We start from the raw sequence: 22,214 nt of genomic DNA, 5'->3' as shown, positions 1-22,214 counted from the left end.
CGGTGGTTCCGGTTCCGCCCCTGACCAGGCGGAACCGGAACCACCGGCGGGGTCAGGCGTCGCTGAACTTCTCGCCCTTGTCCGCCTTTTCGACCAGCAGGGCGGGCGGCGCGAACCGCTCCCCGTAGGTCTCGGCGAGCTCACGCGCGCGTGCCACGAATCCGGGCAGGCCGCCCTCGTAGCCGTTGATGTACTGCAGCACGCCCCCGGTCCAGCCGGGGAAGCCGATGCCGAAGATCGAGCCGATGTTGGCGTCGGCCACCGAGGTCAGCACGCCCTCCTCGAGGAGCCGCACGGTGTCGAGCGCCTCGGAGAAGAGCATCCGCTCCTGCATGTCCTGGAACGGGATCTCGTACCCGGGCTTGGTGAAGTGCTCGCGCAGACCCGGCCAGAGCTTGCCGCGCCTGCCGTCCTCGTAGTCGTAGAAGCCCGCTCCCCCGCTCCTGCCGGGCCGCTCGAACTCGTCGACCATGCGGTCGATGACGGTGTCCGACGGGTGGCCCGCCCAGCTGCCGCCCGCTTCCTCGACGGCGCGCTTGGTCTCGTTGCGGATCTTGCGGGGCAGCGTGAGCGTCAGCTCGTCCATCAGCGAGAGCACCTTCGCCGGGTAGCCCGCCTGGGCCGCCGCCTGCTCGACGGAGGCGGGCTCGATGCCCTCGCCGACCATCGCGACGCCCTCGTTGATGAAGTGCCCGATGACGCGCGAGGTGAAGAAGCCGCGCGAGTCGTTGACGACGATCGGCGTCTTGTTGATCTGGCGCACCAGGTCGAAGGCACGGGCGAGCGCCTCGTCCCCGGTCCGCTCGCCCTTGATGATCTCGACGAGCGGCATCTTGTCGACGGGCGAGAAGAAGTGCAGGCCGATGAAGTCCACAGGCCGCTCGACGCCTTCGGCGAGCTGGGTGATCGGCAGCGTCGAGGTGTTGGAGCACAGGAGCGCGTCGGGATCGACGACGTGCTGGATCTCCTGGAACACCTTGTGCTTGAGCGAGGTGTCCTCGAAGACCGCCTCGATCACCGCGTCGCAGCCCGCGAGCGCCTGGGGGTCGGCGGTCGGCGTGATGCGGGCGAGCAGCGCGTCCGCCTTCTCCTGGCTCGTACGCCCCTTGGCGACCGCCTTGGCACAGAGCTTCTCGGAGTAGCCCTTGCCCTTGGCGGCGGCCTCGGCGGAGACGTCCTTGAGGACCACGTCGATGCCCGCGCGCGCACACGAGTAGGCGATGCCCGCGCCCATCATGCCCGCGCCGAGCACGGCCACCTTGCGTACGGTCCTGGGCTCGATGCCCTGGGGGCGGTTGGCGCCGGAGTTGACGGCCTGGAGGTCGAAGAAGAACGCCTGGATCATGTTCTTGGCGATCTGCCCGGTGACCAGCTCGGTGAAGTACCGGGCCTCGATGGTCAGCGCGGTCTCGAAGTCGACCTGGGAGCCCTCGACGGCCGCCGCCATGATGTTGCGCGGGGCCGGGTAGGGGGCGCCCGCCGTCTGCTTCTTGAGGTTGGCGGGGAAGGCGGGCAGGTTCGCCGCGAACTTCGGGTGGGCGGGGGTGCCGCCGGGGATGCGGTAGCCGGGCTTGTCCCAGGGCTGCTGAGACTCGGGGTTGGCGTCGATGAAGGCGCGGGCCTTCTCGATCATCTCCTCGGGCGTGGCGGCCAGTTCGTGGACGAGCCCGTTCTCCAGGGCGCGCTTCGGGTTGTACTGGGTGCCCTGGAGGAGCACCTTGAGGAGCGCGTCAGTGATGCCCATGAGGCGTACGGTGCGGGTGACACCGCCGCCCGCGGGCAGCAGGCCCAGCGTGACCTCGGGCAGGCCGATCTTGGAGCCGGGGGCGTCGAGGGCGACGCGGTGGTGGGACGCGAGGGCGATCTCGTAACCGCCGCCGAGCGCGGCGCCGTTGATGGCGGCGACGACGGGCTTGCCGAGGGTCTCGATGCGGCGCAGCGAGTTCTTGATCTCGGTGCCCGTGTCGAACGCCAGCTGTGCGTTCTCCGGACCGATCTTGATCATGTCCTTGAGGTCGCCGCCCGCGAAGAAGGTCTTCTTGGCGGAGGTGTAGATGATGCCGCGGATCGAGTCGCGCTCGGCCTCCGCGCGGTCGGCGATCGCCGCGATGGAGTCCTTGAACGCCTGGTTCATGGTGTTCGCGGACTGGTTGGGGTCGTCAAGGACGAGGGTGACGACGCCGGTGTCGTCCTGTTCCCAGCGGATCGTGGTGCTTGTGGTCATGTCTGTGTCTCCGTGAAGTCTGTGGCAGGCGGAATCTGGGGAGGGCGGCGGGGTCTCGTGGCCGGTTCGACCGCCGGTGGGGGCTGATCGCGCAGTTCCCCGCGCCCCTGAGATGCGCACTCCGTGCGCCATCTCAGGGGCGCGGATCGGGGAAGGCCGCGGCGGAGCCGCATGCCTTCAGGGGCGCGGGGAACTGCGCGAGCAACCACGGCGCACCCGCGGTCGGCGACGCACCCCGGCCCCTACGGCGCGAAGCCCTACAGCCGCTCGACGATCGTCGCGATCCCCATGCCCCCACCCACGCACAACGTGGCAAGCCCGTACCGAAGGTCCCTCCGCTCCAGCTCGTCCACGAGCGTGCCCAGGATCATCGCCCCGGTCGCCCCCAGCGGATGCCCGAGCGCGATCGCGCCACCGTTGACGTTGACCTTGTCCAGGGACAGACCCATGTCCTTCACGAAGCGCAGCACCACCGCGGCGAACGCCTCGTTGATCTCGACGAGGTCGATGTCGTCGATGGTGAGCCCCGCCTTGGCGAGCGCCTTGCGCGTGGCGGGCGCGGGCCCGGTCAGCATGATCAGCGGATCGGATCCGGAGACCGCCGCGGAGACGATCCGGGCGCGCGGCGTCAGCCCGTACCGCTCGCCGACCTCCTTCGTGCCGACGGCGACGAGGGACGCGCCGTCGACGATGCCGGAGGAGTTGCCCGCGTGGTGGACGTGGTCGATCTGCTCGATCCAGTGGTACTTCTGCAGCGCCACCGCGTCGAAGCCGCCCAGGTCGCCGATGTCCTTGAAGGACGGCTTGAGCCCCGCGAGGGAGTCCGCGGTGGTGCCGGGGCGCATGTGCTCGTCGTGGTCGAGGACGACCAGGCCGTTGCGGTCCTTGACCGGTACGACGGACCGGCCGAAGCGGCCGTCCTTCCAGGCGGTCGCCGCGCGCTCCTGGGAGAGCGCCGCGTACTCGTCGACGTCGCGCCGCGAGAAGCCCTCGACGGTGGCGATCAGGTCGGCGCCGATGCCCTGCGGCGCGAAGTCGGTGTCCCAGTTGGTCATCGGGTCGTTGAACCAGGCGCCGCCGTCGGAGGCCATCGGCACCCGCGACATGGACTCGACGCCGCCCGCGAGGACCAGGTCCTCCCAGCCCGAACGGACCTTCATCGCGGCCAGGTTGACGGCTTCGAGGCCCGAGGCACAGAAGCGGTTCTCCTGGACGCCCGCGACCGTGTCGGGCAGTCCCGCGGCGATCGCCGCGATGCGCGCGATGTCGGATCCCTGGTCGCCGACGGGACCGACCACACCGAGCACGATGTCGTCGATGGCGGCCGGGTCGAGGCCCGGGAAGCGGGCCTGGATCTCGTGGATCAGGCCGACGACGAGATCGATCGGCTTGGTGCCGTGCAGGGCGCCGTTGGCCTTGCCGCGTCCGCGCGGGGTGCGGATCGCGTCGTATACGTACGCTTCGGTGGTCACGCGAGTGCCTTTCAGGGGTTCTTGGGGGTGAGGGGTCGGCCGCTGGGGCTCAGCCGAGGAGGGAACGGCCGATGATCTCCTTCATGATCTCGGTCGTACCGCCGTAGATGGTCTGGATGCGCCCGTCGGTGAAGGCCCTGGCGACGCGGTACTCACTCATGTAGCCGTAGCCGCCGTGCAGTTGCAGGCACCGGTCCGCGACCCGCTTCTGCAGCTCGGTGGCCCACCACTTCGCCATCGAGGCGTGCGTCGCGTCGAGTTCCCCGTTCGAGTGATCGACGATGCACCGGTCGAGGAACGTACGGGTGACGGCGCATTCGGTGGCCATCTCCGCGATCTCGAAGCGGACGTGCTGCAGCTTGGCGAGCGGCCGCCCGAACGCCTCGCGCTCCTTGACGTACGTCGTGGTGATCTCCAGGAGGTGTTCGGCGGCGGCGATCCCGGCGACGGCGATGCCCATGCGCTCCTGCGCGAGGTTCGTCATCAGATGGACGAAGGCGCCGTTGAGCTCGCCGAGCAGGTTCTCCTTGGGGACGCGTACGTCGTTGAAGAACAGCTCGGCGGTGTCCTGGGACTTCTGGCCGATCTTGTCGAGGTTGCGGCCGCGCTCGAAGCCTTCCGCGCCGCGCTCGACGACCAGCAGCGACAGGCCGTGCGCGCCGCCCTCGGGGGACGTCTTGGCGACGACGATGACGAGGTCGGCGAGGATGCCGTTCGAGATGAACGTCTTGGAGCCGTTCAGGAGCCAGTGGTCGCCTCTGTCCTCGGCGCTGGTGCGGATGCCCTGGAGGTCGGAGCCCGCCCCGGGCTCGGTCATCGCGATGGCCGTGATGGTCTCGCCGGAGCAGAAGCCGGGCAGCCAGCGCCGCTTCTGCTCGTCGGTGGCCAGCGAGGTCAGATAGGGGCCGATGATGTCGTTGTGCAGGCCGACGGCGAGCCCCGCGGCGCCCGCGCGCGTGAACTCCTCGGCGAGGACGGCGGAGTAGCGGAAGTCGTCGTTGCCGCCGCCTCCGTACTCCTCGGGGACGGCGAGTCCGAGCAGCCCCTGCTTCCCGGCCGCGAGCCAGGCCTCGCGGGAGACGATGCCGTCCTTCTCCCACTGCTCGTAGTGCGGGAGCACCTCCTTGGCGAGGAAGGTGCGCACCGTCTCGCGGAACGCGTCGTGCTCGGCGGAGAAGATCTGCCGTTTCATCTGTTCGTGGCCTCCTGGGGCCTAGAGCCAGCCCTTGACGGTTTCGATCGACGTGGCGGGGTCGGGGCCGACCGGGACGACGTTGAGCATGGTGACGCCCGCCTCGCGGAACGCCTCGACGCGCTCGCGCACGTAACTCTCGGGCCCGCACAGCGACATGAGCTCGCAGAACTCGTCCGGGACGGCGGCCTCGGCCTCCTTCTTCTTCCCGGAGAGGTAGAGCTCCTGGATGCGCGCGGCCTCCTTCTCGTAGCCGTACGCGACCGCGACGTCGTTGTAGAAGTTCTTCCCCTTGGCGCCCATGCCGCCTACGTAGAGGGCGATCGTGGGGCGCGCCAGGTCGCGCGCGGCCGCCGCGTCCTCGCCGATGGCGAGCAGTCCCCCGGCGACCGTGTGCAGCGGCCCGAGGGCCGGATCGCGCTTCTCCTTGCCCTCGGCGAGCGCGGCGCCCCACACCTGGTGGGCCTTTTCCGGGATGAAGAGGGTGGGCAGCCAGCCGTCGGCGACCTCGGCGGTCATGCGGACGTTCGCGGGGCCGAGGGATGCCACGTACAGCGGGACTTCGGGGCGCACCGGCCTGGTGAGGATCTTCAGGGGCTTGCCGAGCCTGCCGCCCTTCTCCGCAGGCAGCGGCATGTCCGTGATGCCGTGGTGGTCGATCACCTCGCGGCGCAGGATGCGGCGGGTCAGCTCGATGGTCTCGCGGGTACGGCCGATCGGCTTGTCGTACGCCCTGCCGTGCCAGCCCTCGACGACCTGCGGTCCTGAAGCGCCGAGGCCGATGATCGCGCGGCCCCCGGAGATCGCGTCGAGGCCCGCCGCGGTCTGGGCGATCAGGGCCGGGGTGCGCGAGTACACGTTGAGGATGGCGGCGCCGATCCTCATGCGCTCGGTGCGGGCCGCCAAGTAGCCCATGATCGTGGGCGAGTCGAAGCCGTACGCCTCCGCGACCCACACGGCGTCGAGGCCCGCGGCCTCCAGGGCCGCGACGCCGTCGGCGGCCTCGCGCGGGTCGCCCGCGTAGGCGAGCGGTGCCGAGATCTCCATCAGTGGTCCTCTTCCTCGTTCAGCGCCGGTACGTCCCAGTCGCGGGCCACCTCCGCGGTGTGCGCGCCGGGCCGGGCCGGGCCGCTGCGCACCCGGCCGGGCGTCGCGGAGAAGCGCGGCGCCGGGGCGGGCTGGGTGATGCCGCCGTGGTCGGTGAAGGTGCCGCGCGCGGCGAGGTGCGGATGTTCGGGCGCCTCGCGCAGCGACAGCACGGGCGCCACGCACGCGTCGGAGCCCTCGAAGACGGCCGTCCACTCCTCGCGCGTACGTTCCTTGAAGCGCGCGGCGACGGCCGTGCGCAGCTCGTCCCAGCGGGCCAGGTCCTTGCGGGCGGGGGCGGTCTCCGTGAGGCCGAGCAGCGCGATGAACTCGTCGTAGAACTGCTGCTCCAGGGAGCCCACGGCCATGTAGCCGCCGTCGGCGGTCTCGTAGGTGCCGTAGAAGGGGCAGCCGCCGTCCAGGAGGTTGGCGCCTCGCCGGTCCTGCCAGCCGCCGGCCGCGAGCATGCCGTGGATCATCGAGGACAGGTGCGCGGCGCCGTCGACGATCGCGGCGTCCACGACCTGCCCCTCGCCGTGCACGCGCGCGTGGTGCAGCGCGGCGAGGATGCCCACGACGAGGTAGAGCGAGCCGCCCGCGTAGTCGCCCACGAGGTTCGCGGGGATCGCGGGCGGCTCGTCCGGGTTGCCGATCATGCCGAGGGTGCCGGTGATCGCGATGTACGCGATGTCGTGCCCCGCGCGCTGCGCGAGCGGCCCCTCCTGGCCCCAGCCGGTCATCCGGCCGTAGACGAGCCGCGGATTGCGGGCGTGGCAGGCGGCGGGTCCGACGCCGAGGCGCTCGGCGACGCCCGGGCGGTAGCCCTCGATGAGGACGTCGGCACGCGCGACGAGGTCCAGGACGCGGTCCGCGCCGTCGGCGGCCTTGAGGTCGACGATCACGGAGCGTTTGTTGCGGTTGGTGACGTCGTACTCGGGATCGATCGCGAGGCCGCCGCCACCGGGGCGGTCCACGCGGACGACGTCGGCGCCGAGGTCGGCGAGGAGCATGGCCGCGAACGGTCCAGGACCGATGCCCGCGAGCTCCACCACACGCACCCCGGCGAGCGGTCCCTGAACGCCCTTGCCCGGCACTGCCATTGAGCCCCCAGCGTTATGACACAACTGATGTAACACCAGTGATGCTAAGAACGTGTTCCACTGTGCACAAGCCCCTGAAGAGCAAGCGCTTAGCCAATTTCGGCGGCGTCTAGCCTTCAGGCATGGATTCCGTACTGGTCAGCGCGTGTCTGCGCGGGGTGCCCTGCCGCTTCGACGGCCGCGCCAAAGCCTCGGCCGAGGTCGACGCCGCGGTGGCGGGCCGTGACGTCGTGTCGTTCTGCCCGGAGGCCGCGGGCGGCCTGCCGACGCCGCGCCGTCCCGCCGAACTCGTCGGCGGTGACGGGCACGACGTCCTGGACGGCGGCGCGCGGGTCGTCGAGGACACCGGGCGCGACGTGACGGCCGCATTCGTGGCGGGCGCCCACCGCGCGCTCGCCGCGGCGCGGGCGAGCGGGTGCACGGAGGCGCTCCTGATGCCGCGCAGTCCCTCGTGCGGGCGCGGCGCGGTCCACGACGGGTCGTTCGGCGGGGAGCTGGTGGCGGGCGACGGCGTCACGGCGGCGCTGTTCGAGCGGAACGGGATCAGGGTGCGTCCGGCGCCGGGGGCGTAGGCCCCGTTGCCATCGGCTAGCCTCTGCCACCGACAACTGCTCGGGCCCCACGGCGGAGAGGTGCCATGACCAGCCAGCACAGCAAGAACAGTGATCGCCCGTACGACATCGTGCTCTTCGGAGCGACCGGTTTCGTGGGGGTGCTGACCGCGCGGTACCTGGCCGCGCACGCGCCCGAAGGGCTCCGCTGGGCCGTCGCGGGACGCGATCCGAAGAAGCTGGAGCGGCTCAGGGAACGGCTCGCCGAGCAGCACCCTCGGTGCGCCGAACTCCCGCTGGTCGAGGCCGATGTCGCCGACCCCGCGAGCCTGCGGGCGCTGGCCGGTGACGCGCGCGTGGTCGCCACGACCGTCGGCCCCTATCTGACGTACGGCAAGGAGCTGGTCGCCGCGTGCGCGGAGGCGGGCACCGACTACGTCGACCTGACGGGTGAGCCCGAGTTCGTCGACCTCATGTACGTGCGGCACGACACCCGCGCGCGGGAGACCGGCGCGCGCCTGGTGCACGCCTGTGGCTTCGACTCGGTCCCGCACGACCTGGGCGCGTACTTCACGGTCAAGCAGTTGCCCGAGGGGGTGCCGCTGCGCGTCGACGGTTTCGTACGGGCGGGCGCGCAGTTCTCCGGCGGCACCTTCGCCTCCGCCCTGAACCAGTTCGGGCGGGGCCCGCAGATGCTGGCCGCCGCGAAGGACCGGCGGCGCCACGAGCCGCGCCTGGTGGGGCGCACGGCGTACGCCCCGCCGGGCGCGCCCCGCTATGCGGCCGAGGTCGGCGCGTGGGCCCTGCCGCTGCCCACCATCGACCCCCAGGTGGTGCAGCGTTCGGCCCGGGCACTCGAACGGTACGGGCCCGACTTCCGCTACCGGCACTACGCGGCCGTGAAGACGCTGCCGGTCGCGATCGGCGGCACCGCGGCGCTCGCCGGCGTGCTCGCCGCGGCCCAACTGCCGCCCGCGCGGCGCTGGTTGTCCGACCGTCTCAAGCCCGGAGCGGGGCCGAGCGAGGAGCGCCGCGCCACGTCGTGGTTCTCGGTGCGGTTCGTCGGCGAGGGCGGCGGCACCCGGGTCTACACCGAGGTCTCGGGCGGCGACCCGGGGTACGACGAGACGGCGAAGATCCTCGCCGAGTCGGCGCTCGCCCTGGCGCTCGACGACCTGCCCGAGACGTCCGGGCAGGTCACCACCGCGGTGGCCATGGGCGAAGCGCTGCTGACCCGCCTGACGGCCGCGGGGATCGGCTTCCGGGTCGCGGCGGTGCGCCAGACCTCCTAGGCGTATGCGGCGGCCGTGTCAGGCCCCGACGGCCCGGCGCAGCGCCGACCTGCACAGGGCGTCCGCGCGCCGCGTCGACTCCGGCAGCCGGTAGCGCGGGGTCAGGGCCAGTGTCTGGGCGCACGCGGTGGCCAGGCTCACGCGGTGGCCCACCGAGACGAACACCGGCTTGACGTCCTCGCGGGTGCGCAGCGCCTTGCCGACCTCCTCCACCCCTTCGAGCAGCGGCGACGCGCTTCCCCTCGCCGCCGCCGGAGGCTCGTACGAGAAGGTGAAGGGGTTCTTGGCGACGCCCAGGGTGGGAAGTCCTGTCAGCACGCCGAGGTGGCTCGCGAGGCCGAAGCGGCGCGGGTGCGCGATGCCGTAGCCGTCGCAGACGACGAGCCCCGGGTCGGCCGTCAGTTCGGAGAGGGCCGCGAGGACCGTCGGGATCTCGCGGAAGGCGAGCAGGCCGGGCACGTAGGGGAAGGCCACCGTGCCGACGGCGGTGGCCTCCTCCACGACGTCGAGCGTGGCGGCGTCCAGGACGACGACGGCGGCCGCGACGACGTCCCGCTCGTCGTCGTAGGCGACGTCCACGCCGGTGACGTGGCCCTGCCCGGGCGCGGGGCCCGGCTCGTCGAGGACGACTCGGGCGCGCAGTTCGTCCTGGACGGCACGGGCCGTCCGCTCGTCGGCGGGCCAGTCGGAGGGCGGCGCGTAGCTGGTCATGGTGCGGAACAGCCTAGTGGGCGCCGCGATCACCACCCGCAGGGACGACCGGCATCAAAGACGCGTAAAGATTGCCGGGATCCGGCAATGACCAAGCCCCTTCCGTGCTGTCAGGATCGCTGGGACCGAGGTGGACGGCATGACGGGGGAAGTGATCCGATGACGGTGTTTCTAGGTCTCGGCATCGCGGGAATCGTCCTGCTGGTGCTCTCGCTCGTCCTCGACGGAGTCCTCGAAGGACTCTTCGGCGGCGCGGGAGTTCTCGACGGGCTCTTCGACGGGCTGCTCTCCCTTCCGGTCATCGCCGGGTTCGTCTCGATGCTCGGCTTCGGCGGCGCGATCGCGCTCGGCACCACCGGCATCGGAGCGGGCCCCGCCACCGCCGTGGGAGTCGGCGCGGGGACCGGGGCGGCCTGGCTGACCTGGAAGGTCACCCGCGCCCTGATGCGCGACCAGACCGCGCGCACGCCCAACGGCGACGACCTCGTGGGCAGTTCGGGCGCCGTGGTCACCGCCATTCCGGCCGACGGCTACGGCGAGGTGCTCCTGCATCTCGCGGGCCAGCCGGTGAAGCTCGCGGCCCGCAGCCCGATCGCCGTGGCGCGGGGCACCGAGATCTGGGTCGACGCCACGCTGTCACCGACCTCGGTGGCCGTACGGCCCGTGGAGCGCTGACCACCGCGACCGCGGCGCCGCCACCACAAGATGTAGATGTACGCAACCGATCTGCCGTCCCCCGGGTGGCAGGGGGGAATTCGCATGAGTCCAGTCCTGACCGCAGTCGTCGGAGTCGTCGTACTCCTCGTCCTGTTGGCGCTCGTCGTCATCACCCGCTACAAGGTCGCGGGGCCCAGCGAGGCCTTCATCGTGACCGGGCGGCGCGGCAAGAGGTCCACCGATCCCGACACCGGCCGCGTGATGACCGACAACAGCGGCCAGAAGGTCGTGGTCGGCGGCGGTGTCTTCGTCGTGCCGTTCGTGCAGCAGAAGTTCACGCTCGACCTCTCCTCGCGGCACATCCCGATCGCGGTGCGCGGCGCGGTGACGCTGCGCGGCGTCAAGTCCAACCTCGAAGGCGTCGCCATCGTCAAGGTCGGCGGCACCGAGGACTCGATCAGGGCCGCGGCCCAGCGCTTCCTCGTGCAGCAGGACGGCATCGTCGGCTTCACCCAGGAGGTGCTCTCCGGCGCGCTGCGCTCCATCGTGGGGCGGATGTCGGTGGAGGACATCATCCGTGACCGTGCCGCGTTCGCCGGGCAGGTCGCCGAGGAGGCGGAGGCCAGCCTCTCCGGGCAGGGCCTGGTCCTCGACGCCTTCCAGATCCAGGACATCACCACGGAGGGCTCCTACCTGGAGGACCTCGGGCGCCCCGAGGCGGCCCGTGCCAAGCAGGAGGCCGACATCGCGGAGGCCGTGGCGCGCAGGGCCGCGGAGCAGGCGCGCCTCAAGGCCGAGGAGGAGATCGCGATCGCCCAGCGGACGTTCGCGCTCAAGCAGGCCGAGATCAAGGCCGAGACGGACGAGGCGTCGGCGCGGGCCGGGGCCGCGGGGCCGCTGGCCGAGGCGGCGCGCCAGCAGGAGGTCCTCACCGAGCAGGAGAAGGTCGCCAAGCGCCAGGCGGCGCTGACCGACAGCGAGTTGGACACCCAGGTCCGCAAGCCCGCCGACGCGGCGCGCTACCAGGCCGAGCAGGAGGCGGAGGCCCGCAGGATCGGCCTGGTCAAGCAGGCCGAGGCCGACGCCGAGCGGGCCAGGCTCACCGGTGAGGGCGAGAAGGCGCAGCGTGCCGCGCTCGCCGACGCCGTACGCCTGGAGGGCGAGGCAGAGGCCGCCGCGATCGGCGCGAAGGGTGCCGCGGAGGCCGAGGCGATGCTCAAGAAGGCGGACGCGTTCACGCAGTACGGCGACGCCGCGGTCCTGCAGATGCTCGTCGGGGTCCTGCCGGACGTGGTGGCCAAGGCGTCCGAGCCGCTCAGCGCGGTCGACAAGATGACGGTGATCTCCACGGACGGCGCGAGCCAGCTCTCCCGTACGGTCGCCGACAACGTCGCCCAGGGCGTCGAACTCCTCAACTCCACCACGGGAGTCGACCTCGCGCAGCTCCTCAAGGGGATCACCGGAGGAACGCGCGGCGCGTCGGCGGAGCCGGCGAAGCCCGCCGCCGACACCGCTCCCGACGCGGCGAACGGCAGGATCGAGATCACCCACTAGCCGCCGCGCCGCGCCCCGTCAGCGCTTGAAGGCCAGGCCGCCGTGCTCCCCGATGGGCTCGGCGGCCTCGGCGTCGGCGTCGGGCCGCCAGCAGGGCACGGAGACGACGCCGGGTTCGAGGAGTTCGAGACCGTCGAAGAAGGCGGCGATCTGGTCGACGGGACGCAGGAAGTAGGGCACGGCGCCGGACGCGTTGTAGCCGTCCTGGGCCGCTTCGTAGGCGGCGTCGATGCCCCGCGAACCGTCGTTGATGACCAGGTAGCTGCCGGACGGCAGCGCGTCCACCAGGCGTCCGACGATCTCCCGCGCCTGGTCGTAGTCGGGCATGTGGCCGAGGATGTTGCTGAGGATCAGGGCGGTGGGGCGGGTGAGGTCCAGCGTCTCGGCGGCGGACGCCAGGATGCGGTCCGGATCCGACAGGGTGGCGTCGACGTAGGCGGTCGCACCCTCGGGGGTGGACGTCAGCAGGGCGCGGGCGTGCGCCAGGACCATCGGGTCGTGGTCGACGTAGACGATCCGCGCATCGGGCGCGAGCCGCTGGGCCACCTCGTGGGTGTTGTCGACGGTCGGCAGGCCGGTGCCGATGTCCAGGAACTGCCGGATGCCCGCGTCGGTGACCAGGTGCGTGATGGCGCGCCGCAGGAAGGCGCGGCTGCTCCTTGCGACGGTGACGATGCCGGGGAAGACGGCGCTGTAGGCGTCGCCCGCCGCCTCGTCGACGGGGTAGTTGTCCTTCCCGCCCAGCCAGTAGTTCCAGATCCGGGCGGAGTGCGGCACCGAGGTGTCGATGCTCTGGTGTGCCGCCGCGGGTCCGGGCGTCGTCGCGTGGTCGGTCATGGTTCCCGTCCGTCTCTCCACCGTGGCCTGAATCGTTCATCGCACAACCTACGCGTCAACCGTCGCGTGGCGCACACCAGTTCACGCAAGCGGAGTTCCGGAGGATCGGAGCGAGTCGATTCCTCACGTTTCGGTACGTCCTGCCTATGTTGAGGCGGCAGACGATCCGCATCTAGGCCGGGACGGCACGTTGACCATGAACCGCACGAAGTACGCCTCCTTCTCCGCCATCGCGGCCACGGCCGTGCTCCTCGGCGCCCTGGCGGCACCGGCGACCGCGACGCCGCGCCCGGTCGCCGACCCGCCCCCGCAACCGGCGGCGGCCACAACTACGGCACCCCGTCCCACGCTCACCGCTCAGGCCACGCGGAGCACCGTGCGGCCCTCGGAGGAGTTCCGCGTCCTCGGCACGGCAGCGCACCTGCCGCCCGGCACCCCCGTCGCCCTCCAACAGAAGCAGGGCGAGCGGTGGGTGGGCCTGCCCGCGACGGTGCGCACCACAGCGCGCGGGACGTACTCGCTGCGGGTCGTGCTCGACTACCGGGGGCGCAACGCGCTGCGCATGACGGGCGGCGGCGCCGTCTCGCCCGTCGTGTACGTCACCGTGCGCGACTGTCCGGTTCAGGGCTGCGAGCCCAGCGCGGCCAAGTAGCCGTCCAGCAGCTCCGTCTGGCGCCCCGGCGGGAACCGGGCGGGGCTGAACAGGGCTTGCACCACCAGGCCGAGCACGAAGGACTGGGCCCCGGCGGCGAGGTCCGCCGGGTCCCCCGCGGGCAGCTCGCCCCGCTCCTGCGCCGCCGCCATCAGGTCGCGCAGCTTGTCCCTGCTCTGCTCGTACCTGCGGCCGTGCGCGGCGCTCAGCTCGGGATCGGCGAGCGCCACGTCCCAGGAGGAGACCCAGACGCGGTTGCTCGCGGTGGCCTCGTCGGTGAGCGGCAGGATGTCGAGCAGGGCGGCGCGGACGGCGGCGATCCCCGCGCCCGCGGCCCGCCGGGGCCGCGCGGCGCTGCGGGCGGCGAGCAGGTCGAGGGCGTAGGCGACCAGGTCGCGCTTGGCCGGGAAGTAGTGCGTGAGCAGGCCGGTGGTCGCGCCGAGTTCGGCGGCGACGGCGCGCATCGTCAGACCCCCGAACCCGTGCGCGGCAAGGACGCGCCAGACCGCTTCCGACACATCGCGGCGGCGGGCCTCGTGATCTCCCTTGGGGCGTGGCATGCTGCTACCGTACATAATCATAACGTTTGTTTTGTGAATGCGAGGTCACCCATGTTCTCCCTGCCGCTGCGGGACGACGCCCAGCTCCGACCGCTGGAGCCGTGGCACGCCGAGGAGTTCGCCGCCCACCTCGACCGCGCTCGCGAGCACATCCGGCCGTGGGTCGGCCCCGCCTTCGTCACGGACGACGTCGAGGGCGCGCGGGCCACCCTGCGCCGCTACGCGGAGCGCCAGGCCGCCGACGGCGCCCGCCTCTTCGGCATCTGGCGCGAGGGCACACTGATCGGCGGAGTGATGTTCGTGGCCCTCGACGCCGCGTCGGGCACCTGTGAGATCGGCTGCTGGCTGGAGCCGTCGGGCGAGGGCCACGGCCTGATCACCGGGGCCTGCCGCACGCTGCTCGACTGGGCGTTCACCACCCGGGGTCTGTTCCGCGCCGAGTGGCACTGCCGGGCGGACAACGACCGCAGCGCCGCGGTGGCCAAGCGGCTGGGCATGACCCTGGAGGGCGTGCGCCGGGGCGCGTGGCCCTACGACGGCGCGCGCCACGACAAGCAGATGTGGGCGGTCCTGGCCCCCGAGTACCGGGCAGGACGCGCCTGACCGGTCCTCCCCCACACCCGCCGTACCGTCTCCCGCGCCCCTCGGGATACTTGGATCATGGGATGGGCACTGCGCTCCGCCGGGGCCGCGGACAGGGAGACGATCGTCGAGCTTCGGGCCGTGGTGATGCGGCCCGACCTGGAGCGGCTCGGCAGGTTCGATCCGCACCGCGTGCGCCAGCGCTTCCGGGACGCCTTCCGGCCCGAGCAGACCTCGGTGATCGAGTCGGACGGCGCCTTCGTCGGCTGTGTCGCCCTGCGCCCCGCCGATTCCGCGTACTGGCTCGAACACTTCTTCCTGGACCCACGGGTCCAGGGGCGGGGCATCGGCTCGGCCGTCCTCGGCACGCTCCTGGGGCGCACCGACGCCGAGGGTGCGACCGTACGCCTCAACGTCCTCCAGGGCAGCGACGCCCGCAGGCTCTACGAGCGGCACGGCTTCACGGTGGAGAGCGAGGACCCGGTCGACGTCTTCATGGTCCGGGTGCCGGGAGCCCGGACCGTCCGGCGCCCCGGCGGGGTGCCGGGAGCCGCCGGGTAGCCTCACGATCATGTTCATTCTCGAATTGACCTACACCGCGCCCGTCTCCGCCGTCGACGAGCACCTGGAGGCCCACGTGGCGTGGCTCGACGAGCTGTACGAGGCCGGTGTCTTCATCGCGTCCGGGCGCAAGAACCCGCGCGACGGCGGCGTGATCATCGCCGTCGCGGACGACCGCGCGCGGATCGAGGAGATCACCGCGAGGGACCCGTTCACGATCGCCGGGGTCTGCGAGTACCGCATCATCGAGTTCATCGCGACGAAGACGGCGCCTGGACTCGACGCGTACCGTGAGCAGTTGCCCGCGTAGTCCGCTGGAGGTGCGGCCTTCGGCCTGCGGGCCGGTGGGGGCTGGTCGCGCCCCGCGGCGGAGCCGCGGATGATACGGCCCCGCGCCCCTCACGGAGCGCTCAGCGCCTCTCCAGGCGTGCGATCCGCCCCTTCTCGCCCGCGGCCCAGCAGCCCCGCGCCCCGGCACAGTCGACCGTGTCGTACGACCCGGTGTCGACCGTCCGCCAGGTGCGCCCGCCGTCCCTCGTGACGTCGGTGCCTGTCGGGCCGACCGCGAGCGCCGTGGAGCGGCTGTGCGGGAACCAGGCGACGCCCGAGCGGTAGGCGGGCGGCGGCCGGTGGGACGGGTCCCAGTCGCGGCCGCCGTTCCCGGTCACCGCCGCCGCCTTCGGGGACGGCTGGTCGGCCCGGTAGTCGCCGCCGACCGCGATCCCGTGCGTACGGTCGCGGAACGCGAGCCCGAACACGCCGCGGGCCGGGTCGCCCGCCGGGATCGGCGCGTCGGTCGCCCGCCAGGTCAGGCCCCGGTCCTCGGAGTGCAGGACCCGCGCGCGCGACGCCCCGCCGGTGGCCAGCCACACGTCGCGCGGGCCCGAACTCACCAGGCACTGGCCGCTGGCCGCGAAGCCGGACTCGCCCTCCTGGGCCGGGGGCATGCCGGTGTTCGGCAGCACCTTCCAGGAGCGGCCGCCGTCGGCGGTGGACAGGATGCGGAACCTGCCGTCGACCGGGTCGCTCATGGCGAGGCCGTGGCGGCGGTCGAAGAAGGTCACGCAGTCGTAGAACGCCTTGGCGTCGGTGTTGCGGAAGGACTCCGTCCAGGTCGCTCCGCCGTCCTCGGTGCGCAGCACCCGCGACGCCTCGCCCTCGCCGATGGCGAGCACCACGGCGCGGCGGCCGTCGAAGGCCTCCACGTCACGGAATTCGAGCGCGGAGGCGCCCGGCGGGGAGACATCGCGCCAGGTCTGGCCGCCGTCGGAGGTCCGCAGCACGGTCCCCTTGGTACCGGCCACCCAGGCCGCGTCGGGACCGACGGCGGCCAGGCCGCGGAACCGCGCGTCGGTCCCGCTCTTCTTGAGCTGCCAGCTCAGCGACCGTTCGGCGGCCGGTCCCCCGGCGTCACCCGCGTCCGCGAGAGCGGCGGCGGGCGGCACGAGCGCGGCTCCCGCCAGTGCGGCACCGCACAGTCCCACGAGTACCGTGCGCCTCAACGACTTCGACTTCCCCATGCCCCTCATGGCGGGCGAAGCTAGCCGACTCGCCGGGCCTCGTCCAGATGGCCGGAAGGGGTCCCCCCGTCGGTGATCGCAGGGAACCGTGGGCGCCCGGACGGTGTCGCGGTGACAGAGGTCACTCGGTCTGACCCGCCCTCCGTGTGCACGGATCTCGTCATTCCGTCGTCTATTCAAGTGCCCGACCCCAGTCGTCAAGCAGTCAGTGAGGGAGCAGGCGTTGTCCACCGTCATCGAGCAAGCCGTAGAGGCCCGCCTCGTCGCCGCCGCGCCGCGGATGCCGACCATTCCCGCGACACTCCACTACGACCAGCGGGACCCCTTCGCCGTCCGCATGAGTTTCCCGGCTCCCGCGACGCTGGAGGGCGTGGAGGTCTACTGGACCTTCGCCCGTGAACTGCTGAACCACGGGGTGGAGCGGGCGGTCGGCGACGGCGACGTGCGCGTGCGCCCCTACGGCTTCGACCGCACGGTCGTGGAGTTCCACGCGCCCGAGGGCACCGCGATCGTCCACGTGCGCACCGGCGAGCTCCGCCACTTCCTGCACCGCACCATGGCCCTGGTCCCCGTCGGCCAGGAGCACCGGCACGTCGATCTGGACCAGGACCTCGCCGAGCTGATGCGCGACGCCTGCTGAGCGCCGCCTGACGCAGCGACCCACGCTCCGGCCTCCGCCGTCCGCCCTCCGCCTCCCGGTCTCACCCGCCCCCACCCGAAGCGCGGGCCGCCTCGGCCGACGAGATGGCCGACGCGAGCGCCTTGCGGAGGTTCTCCATCACCGCCCGCAGCTCGGGCGACGCGCCACCGGCCCGCTCGGTCAGCTCGTCGATCCTGTCCCGGTAGCGCCTGCGGTCCTTGCCCGTGACGATCGTGCGCAGTTTGCCGGTGGCCGCGCACATGACCAGGGCCGCGTCTTCCTCGGGCACCTCGGCGACCGGCTGCTTGCCGTGCAGCACCGCGAGTGCCTCCGCGTGCAGCACTTCCACGTGTCCCACCCGCTCCAGTGCGTAGCGCCTTGCGGGGAAGAGACCGAGGACCCGGCCGCGCTCCGTCCGCAGATAGCCGTGCGCGACCAGCTGGTCGCGGACCGCGCTCAGGGTGCCGCGCGAGCGGTGCGTCAGCCAGCCTCGCCAGGTGCGCGGCCGGGACTGCTCGATCAGTTCGGCCAGTGCGTCGAGCGCCGTGTCGCCGGTGCGGGCGCCGATGACCGGGGTGACGACGCGGTCCTCCTCGAAGAGCACGCCGCGCTGGGCCAGCTCGGCGAGCGCGCCCGCCCTGACCGCCAGGTGCAGATCGGGTGCGCCGGTGATCTTGCCCCGGTGCGTGTTCCAGGCCAGCAGGAAGAGCCTGGCGGGCAGTGACAGCGTTCCGTGGTGCACGGCGCCTCCCACAATAAAACGTTGACATGCCCGCGGGCCCTTCCTACGGTGTACAGCGGTTCTGTTGCCGTCGATAGGAGAAGGACGTTGCTCGTCTGAGGTCATGAGACACCGCGTCACACAGCTGTCACCGCTGTGTACGTCGTTGTGCGACCTCGGCATCCGAGCCGTCCCGTCCCCCCGGCACAGGCCCTCTCTCCTCTCCGGCCTCACCCCGCCGCGGTGTCTCGAACGCGTTGCCCCTGACCGCGCTCCACACCACGCAACCGCGAGGCCCGTATGTCAACCTCCCCCCTCTCCCTCACCTGCACCTCGCTCACCTTCGGCTGGCCGGACGGCACCGGTGTCTTCGACGGACTCCAGATCGCCTTCGGACCCGGCAGGACCGGCCTCATCGGCACCAACGGGTCGGGAAAGTCCACCCTGTTGAAGCTGCTCGCCGGTGAGCTGAAGCCCACCGAAGGGACCGTCAAGGTCACCGGTGAGGTCGGCTACCTGCCGCAGAACGTCACCCTGGACACCGGGCTGCGCGTCGACGAGGTGCTCGGCATCGCCGAGCGCCGCGCCGCCCTGCACGCCATCGAGGCGGGCGACGCCGCCGAAGAACACTTCACCGCGGTCGGCGACGACTGGGACGTCGAGGAGCGCGCCCGCGCCACCCTCGACCAGCTCGGGCTCGGCCACATCGGCCTCGACCGCACGTCGGGCGAGGTGTCCGGCGGCGAGTCGGTGCTGCTGCGCCTGGCCGCGCTGCTGCTGCGCAGGCCCGACGTACTGCTGCTCGACGAACCCACCAACAACCTTGATCTGTACGCCCGTCGGCGCCTTTACGCGGCCGTCGACGCGTGGTCCGGGGTCCTGGTCGTGGTCAGCCACGACCGCGAACTCCTCGACCTCGTGGACCAGATCGCCGATCTGCGCGACGGCGAGGTCACCTGGTACGGCGGCAACTTCTCCGCCTACGAGGAGGCCCTCGCCGTCGAACAGGAGGCGGCGGAGCGCATGGTGCGCGTCGCCGAGTCCGACCTGCGCAAGCAGAAGCGCGATCTGGCCGACGCCCAGGTCAAGTTGGCTCGCCGCAAGCGGTACGGCCAGAAGATCCAGGACAGCGGGAGCCTGCCGAAGATCCTCGCGGGCGCGCGCAAGCGGGCCGCGCAGGAGTCGGCGGGCAAGCACCGCATCATGCACCAGGAGAAGCTCGCCGAGGCCAAGGAACGTCTGGACGACGCCGTCGAGGCGGTGCGGGACGACGACGAGATCCGCGTCGACCTGCCCCACACCCTGGTCCATCCGGGGCGCACCGTGCTCACCCTGAGCGGCCTCGAACTCTGCTACGGCGCCCGGGTGAAGGGCGAGTTCGAGCTGCGCGGCCCCGAGCGGATCGCGCTGATCGGGCGGAACGGCGCGGGCAAGACCACGCTGCTCCGTACGATCGCCGGGGAGCTCCCCGCGGTCTCCGGCGAGGCTCTCCCGCACGTGCCGATGCGGTTCCTGCCGCAGCGCCTCGACGTGCTCGACGACGAGCTGACCGTCGTGGAGAACGTACGGGCGTATGCTCCCGACGCGACCAACAACCGCGTCAGGGCGCGCCTTGCCCGGTTCCTCTTCAAGGGGGCCAAGGCCGATCAGCGGGCGGCGACCCTGTCGGGCGGCGAGCGGTTCCGCGCCGCGCTCGCGGCGCTGCTGCTCGCCGAGCCCGCGCCGCAGCTCCTGATGCTCGACGAGCCGACGAACAACCTCGACATGGCGAGCGTGAGACAGCTCTCGACGGCTCTGGAGTCCTACCGGGGCGCGCTGATCGTGGCCAGCCACGACCTGCCGTTCCTGGAGTCCATCGGCATCACGCGGTGGCTGCGGCTCGATGGCGAGCTGACCGAAATCACCCAGGAAAAGAAGACAGAAGCTGTCGGGTATTCGGACTAGCTTCGGTGGCATGGACCAGCTCAGCCACCAGTTCATCACCATCGCAGGGGCCCGTGAGAACAACCTCAAGGAGGTGAGCCTGCGCATCCCGAAGGGCCGTCTGACGGTCTTCACCGGGGTCTCCGGGTCCGGAAAGTCGTCGGTCGTCTTCGACACGATCGCGGTCGAGTCGCAGCGTCAGCTGAACGAGACCTTCACCTGGTTCGTCCGCAACCGGCTGCCCAAGTACGAGCGGCCGCACGCGGACACCATCGAGGACCTCTCGCCCGCGATCGTCGTCGACCAGAAGCCGATCGGCGGGCACTCCCGCTCGACGGTGGGCACGATGACCGACATCTACTCGGTGATCCGGGTGCTGTTCTCCCGGTACGGCACGCCCAGCGCGGGAGGGGCGACCGCGTACTCGTTCAACGACCCGGCGGGCATGTGCCCCGAGTGCGACGGCCTCGGGCGCACCGTGCGGCCCGACTACGACCGCATCCTCGACCCCGCCAAGTCCCTGGCGGACGGCGCGGTCCTCTTCCCGCCGTTCGCCGCCGGGACCTGGCAGGGCCAGACGTACACCAACACCACCGACCTGGACACGCACAAGCCGGTCGGTGAGTTCACCGCCGCCGAGCGGCAGTTCCTGCTGCGCGGCGGCGGCAGGAAGAAGGTCACGGTCGACAACACCGGCGGCGCGCGGGACATCGACTACGAGGGCCTCGCCGACCGCTTCGAGCGGCTCTACCTCAACCGCGACCTGTCGACGCTCGCCCAGAAGACCCGCGACATGGTGCAGGGGTTCCTCCAGGAGGGCCGCTGCCCGACCTGTCACGGCGCCCGCCTCAACGCGGCGGCGCTCGCCACCCGCGTCGGCGGCCTCGGCATCACCGACTGCACCCGCATGGAGGTCACCGACCTCATCGTCGCGCTCGGCCGGATCCACGACCCGGTGGCGGGCCCGATCGCCGGGGCGGCGGTGGCGGCCCTGGAGCGGATCGAGGCGATCGGCCTCGGCTACCTCAGCCTGGACCGCGAGACGTCCACCCTGTCGGGCGGCGAGGGCCAGCGCCTGAAGATGGTGCGCCACCTCGGCTCCAGCCTGACCGGCATGACCTACATCTTCGACGAGCCGAGCGTCGGTCTGCACCCGCGCGACGTGGGACGCCTGAACGACCTGCTGCTCCGGCTGCGCGACAAGGGCAACACGGTGCTCGTGGTCGAGCACGACCCGGACGTGATCGCGGTCGCCGACCACGTCGTCGACATGGGCCCGCGAGCCGGCACCGGCGGCGGTCTCGTCGTCTTCGAGGGCACCCCGGACGAGCTGCGCGGCGCGGACACCCTGACCGGGCGCCAGTTGCGCCGCACCACGGGCGTCAAGGAGCACCCGCGCGAGGCGACCGGCGGGCACTGGATCGAGGACGCCGATCTGCACAACCTCAAGAACGTGAGCGTGCGGGTGCCGACCGGGGTGCTCACGGCGGTGACGGGCGTCGCGGGCTCGGGCAAGAGCACGCTGGTGTCGGGGGCCTACGTCGCCTCGCACCCCGACGCCGTGGTCGTCGACCAGTCCTCGATCGGCATCTCGGGCCGCTCGACCCCGGCGACGTACCTCGGGATCATGGACACCCTGCGCAAGCTCTTCGCGCGCGAGAGCGGTGAGCGGGCGAGCCTGTTCAGCTTCAACTCGCAGGGCGCGTGCGAGCGTTGCCAGGGGCGCGGGATCATCTACAGCGACCTCGCGTTCATGGATCCGGTGACCACGACCTGCGAGGCGTGCGAGGGGCGCCGCTTCAAGGAAGAGGTGCTGCGGCTCACCGTCGCGGGCCACTCGATCGTCGACGTCCTGGAGATGACCGCCGAGCGGGCCCTGGACTTCTTCGACCGGCTCGGCGACGGCTTCGACGACAAGGGCGTACGCCGCCGTCTGAGCACCCTGCGGGACGTGGGCCTGACCTACCTCACGCTCGGCCAGCCGCTGAGCACGCTCTCCGGCGGCGAGCGCCAACGCATCAAGCTGGCCACCCAGTTGCACCGCACGGGCACGACGTACGTCCTGGACGAGCCGACCACCGGGCTGCACATGGCCGATGTCGACGGGCTGCTCGCGCTGCTCGACCGGCTGGTCGACGCGGGCAACACCGTGGTCGTCGTCGAGCACAACCTCGACGTGGTCAAGCACGCGGACTGGGTGATCGACCTGGGACCCGACGGCGGCAAGCACGGCGGGCGGATCGTCTTCGAGGGCACGCCCGCGCAACTCCTCGACGCCACCGGGTCGTTCACGGCGGATCATCTTCGCGGCGCTCTGGGCCGGGAGCGGGCACACGCTGCATGATGTGCGGCACTGCCCCGACGCCGTAGGGAGTCGCC

The 22,214-nt window shown here is 71.8% G+C and carries 21 protein-coding genes; 11 read left to right on the top strand and 10 right to left on the bottom strand.

Annotated features, from left to right (window positions below; translation table 11 throughout):
* Window positions 1-52: 52 nt before the first annotated feature.
* From KY5_RS35940 to KY5_RS35920, 5 genes are all read right to left on the bottom strand, one after another.
* The gene (locus tag KY5_RS35940; RefSeq protein ID WP_098246126.1) at window positions 53-2,224 is read right to left on the bottom strand and encodes a 3-hydroxyacyl-CoA dehydrogenase NAD-binding domain-containing protein; all 2,172 of its coding nucleotides are present in this window, start codon (window positions 2,222-2,224) and stop codon (window positions 53-55) included.
* Window positions 2,225-2,481: 257 nt separating this feature from the next.
* Window positions 2,482-3,696, bottom strand: coding sequence for an acetyl-CoA C-acetyltransferase (locus tag KY5_RS35935; protein ID WP_098246125.1), 1,215 nt, complete (start codon window positions 3,694-3,696; stop codon window positions 2,482-2,484).
* A gap of 49 nt (window positions 3,697-3,745) precedes the next feature.
* Window positions 3,746-4,888: an acyl-CoA dehydrogenase family protein gene (locus KY5_RS35930; protein WP_098246124.1), complete on the bottom strand. Its 1,143-nt coding sequence runs from the start codon at window positions 4,886-4,888 to the stop codon at window positions 3,746-3,748.
* A 21-nt stretch (window positions 4,889-4,909) separates the two neighbouring features.
* Window positions 4,910-5,935 carry an LLM class F420-dependent oxidoreductase gene (locus KY5_RS35925; RefSeq protein WP_098246123.1) on the bottom strand — a complete coding sequence of 342 codons (1,026 nt, stop codon included), beginning with the start codon at window positions 5,933-5,935 and terminating at the stop codon, window positions 4,910-4,912.
* The gene (locus KY5_RS35920) at window positions 5,935-7,074 is read right to left on the bottom strand and encodes a CaiB/BaiF CoA transferase family protein (protein ID WP_098246122.1); all 1,140 of its coding nucleotides are present in this window, start codon (window positions 7,072-7,074) and stop codon (window positions 5,935-5,937) included. Before KY5_RS35920 ends, KY5_RS35925 begins: the two co-directional genes overlap by 1 nt.
* A gap of 122 nt (window positions 7,075-7,196) precedes the next feature.
* On the opposite strand from KY5_RS35920, the gene KY5_RS35915 reads away from it, so the two are divergent.
* Together KY5_RS35915 and KY5_RS35910 are read left to right on the top strand one after the other, a co-directional pair.
* Entirely contained in the window at window positions 7,197-7,646 is a 450-nt protein-coding gene (locus KY5_RS35915) for a DUF523 domain-containing protein (RefSeq protein WP_098246121.1), read from the top strand.
* Between the two features lie 65 nt (window positions 7,647-7,711).
* A complete protein-coding gene (locus tag KY5_RS35910) occupies window positions 7,712-8,917 on the top strand; it encodes a saccharopine dehydrogenase family protein (RefSeq protein ID WP_098246120.1) in 1,206 nt (401 codons plus the stop codon).
* An 18-nt stretch (window positions 8,918-8,935) separates the two neighbouring features.
* Here KY5_RS35910 and KY5_RS35905 read toward each other — a convergent pair whose 3' ends face one another.
* Entirely contained in the window at window positions 8,936-9,628 is a 693-nt protein-coding gene (locus KY5_RS35905; protein WP_098246119.1) for an endonuclease V, read from the bottom strand.
* Between the two features lie 159 nt (window positions 9,629-9,787).
* Here KY5_RS35905 and KY5_RS35900 point away from each other — a divergent pair, with 159 nt between their 5' ends.
* Together KY5_RS35900 and KY5_RS35895 are read left to right on the top strand one after the other, a co-directional pair.
* Window positions 9,788-10,303, top strand: a complete 516-nt coding sequence (locus tag KY5_RS35900) for a hypothetical protein (protein WP_098246118.1) — start codon at window positions 9,788-9,790, stop codon at window positions 10,301-10,303.
* An 84-nt stretch (window positions 10,304-10,387) separates the two neighbouring features.
* The gene (locus KY5_RS35895; RefSeq protein WP_098246117.1) at window positions 10,388-11,839 is read left to right on the top strand and encodes a flotillin family protein; all 1,452 of its coding nucleotides are present in this window, start codon (window positions 10,388-10,390) and stop codon (window positions 11,837-11,839) included.
* 18 nt (window positions 11,840-11,857) lie between these two features.
* Here the strand turns inward: KY5_RS35895 and KY5_RS35890 are convergent, their stop codons facing one another.
* Window positions 11,858-12,676: an SAM-dependent methyltransferase gene (locus tag KY5_RS35890; RefSeq protein WP_098246116.1), complete on the bottom strand. Its 819-nt coding sequence runs from the start codon at window positions 12,674-12,676 to the stop codon at window positions 11,858-11,860.
* Window positions 12,677-12,872: 196 nt separating this feature from the next.
* Between KY5_RS35890 and KY5_RS35885 the strand changes: the two genes are divergently transcribed.
* Window positions 12,873-13,328, top strand: a complete 456-nt coding sequence (locus tag KY5_RS35885; RefSeq protein ID WP_098246115.1) for a hypothetical protein — start codon at window positions 12,873-12,875, stop codon at window positions 13,326-13,328.
* Here the strand turns inward: KY5_RS35885 and KY5_RS35880 are convergent.
* Window positions 13,298-13,888 (bottom strand): TetR/AcrR family transcriptional regulator, encoded by a 591-nt coding sequence (locus KY5_RS35880; protein ID WP_098246114.1) that lies wholly within the window; start codon window positions 13,886-13,888, stop codon window positions 13,298-13,300. The two genes, KY5_RS35885 and KY5_RS35880, sit on opposite strands and share 31 nt — an antisense overlap.
* A gap of 51 nt (window positions 13,889-13,939) precedes the next feature.
* On the opposite strand from KY5_RS35880, the gene KY5_RS35875 reads away from it, so the two are divergent.
* Genes KY5_RS35875 through KY5_RS35865 form a run of 3 tightly spaced genes read left to right on the top strand, consistent with a single transcriptional unit; the run spans window position 13,940 to window position 15,341 of the window.
* On the top strand, window positions 13,940-14,491 hold the full coding sequence (locus tag KY5_RS35875) for a GNAT family N-acetyltransferase (protein ID WP_098246113.1): 552 nt from the start codon (window positions 13,940-13,942) through the stop codon (window positions 14,489-14,491).
* 57 nt (window positions 14,492-14,548) lie between these two features.
* Window positions 14,549-15,031: a GNAT family N-acetyltransferase gene (locus tag KY5_RS35870; protein WP_098246112.1), complete on the top strand. Its 483-nt coding sequence runs from the start codon at window positions 14,549-14,551 to the stop codon at window positions 15,029-15,031.
* A gap of 10 nt (window positions 15,032-15,041) precedes the next feature.
* Window positions 15,042-15,341 (top strand): YciI family protein, encoded by a 300-nt coding sequence (locus KY5_RS35865; RefSeq protein ID WP_098246111.1) that lies wholly within the window; start codon window positions 15,042-15,044, stop codon window positions 15,339-15,341.
* 100 nt (window positions 15,342-15,441) lie between these two features.
* Here KY5_RS35865 and KY5_RS35860 read toward each other — a convergent pair whose 3' ends face one another.
* Window positions 15,442-16,551 carry a WD40/YVTN/BNR-like repeat-containing protein gene (locus tag KY5_RS35860; protein ID WP_418952890.1) on the bottom strand — a complete coding sequence of 370 codons (1,110 nt, stop codon included), beginning with the start codon at window positions 16,549-16,551 and terminating at the stop codon, window positions 15,442-15,444.
* A 223-nt stretch (window positions 16,552-16,774) separates the two neighbouring features.
* Between KY5_RS35860 and KY5_RS35855 the strand changes: the two genes are divergently transcribed.
* Window positions 16,775-17,191, top strand: a complete 417-nt coding sequence (locus KY5_RS35855) for an SsgA family sporulation/cell division regulator (RefSeq protein WP_098246109.1) — start codon at window positions 16,775-16,777, stop codon at window positions 17,189-17,191.
* A gap of 61 nt (window positions 17,192-17,252) precedes the next feature.
* Here KY5_RS35855 and KY5_RS35850 read toward each other — a convergent pair whose 3' ends face one another.
* Window positions 17,253-17,933: a GOLPH3/VPS74 family protein gene (locus KY5_RS35850; protein ID WP_234363022.1), complete on the bottom strand. Its 681-nt coding sequence runs from the start codon at window positions 17,931-17,933 to the stop codon at window positions 17,253-17,255.
* A 279-nt stretch (window positions 17,934-18,212) separates the two neighbouring features.
* Here KY5_RS35850 and KY5_RS35845 point away from each other — a divergent pair, with 279 nt between their 5' ends.
* Together KY5_RS35845 and KY5_RS35840 are read left to right on the top strand one after the other, a co-directional pair.
* On the top strand, window positions 18,213-19,856 hold the full coding sequence (locus KY5_RS35845) for an ABC-F family ATP-binding cassette domain-containing protein (protein WP_098246108.1): 1,644 nt from the start codon (window positions 18,213-18,215) through the stop codon (window positions 19,854-19,856).
* A 10-nt stretch (window positions 19,857-19,866) separates the two neighbouring features.
* A complete protein-coding gene (locus tag KY5_RS35840; RefSeq protein ID WP_098246107.1) occupies window positions 19,867-22,179 on the top strand; it encodes an ATP-binding cassette domain-containing protein in 2,313 nt (770 codons plus the stop codon).
* Window positions 22,180-22,214 lie beyond the last annotated feature (35 nt).

The sequence above is a fragment of the Streptomyces formicae genome, assembly GCF_002556545.1.
GTDB lineage: Bacteria > Actinomycetota > Actinomycetes > Streptomycetales > Streptomycetaceae > Streptomyces > Streptomyces formicae_A.
Note: the sequence above shows the minus strand (reverse complement) of the source record. Positions and strands in the feature narration are given on the sequence as shown.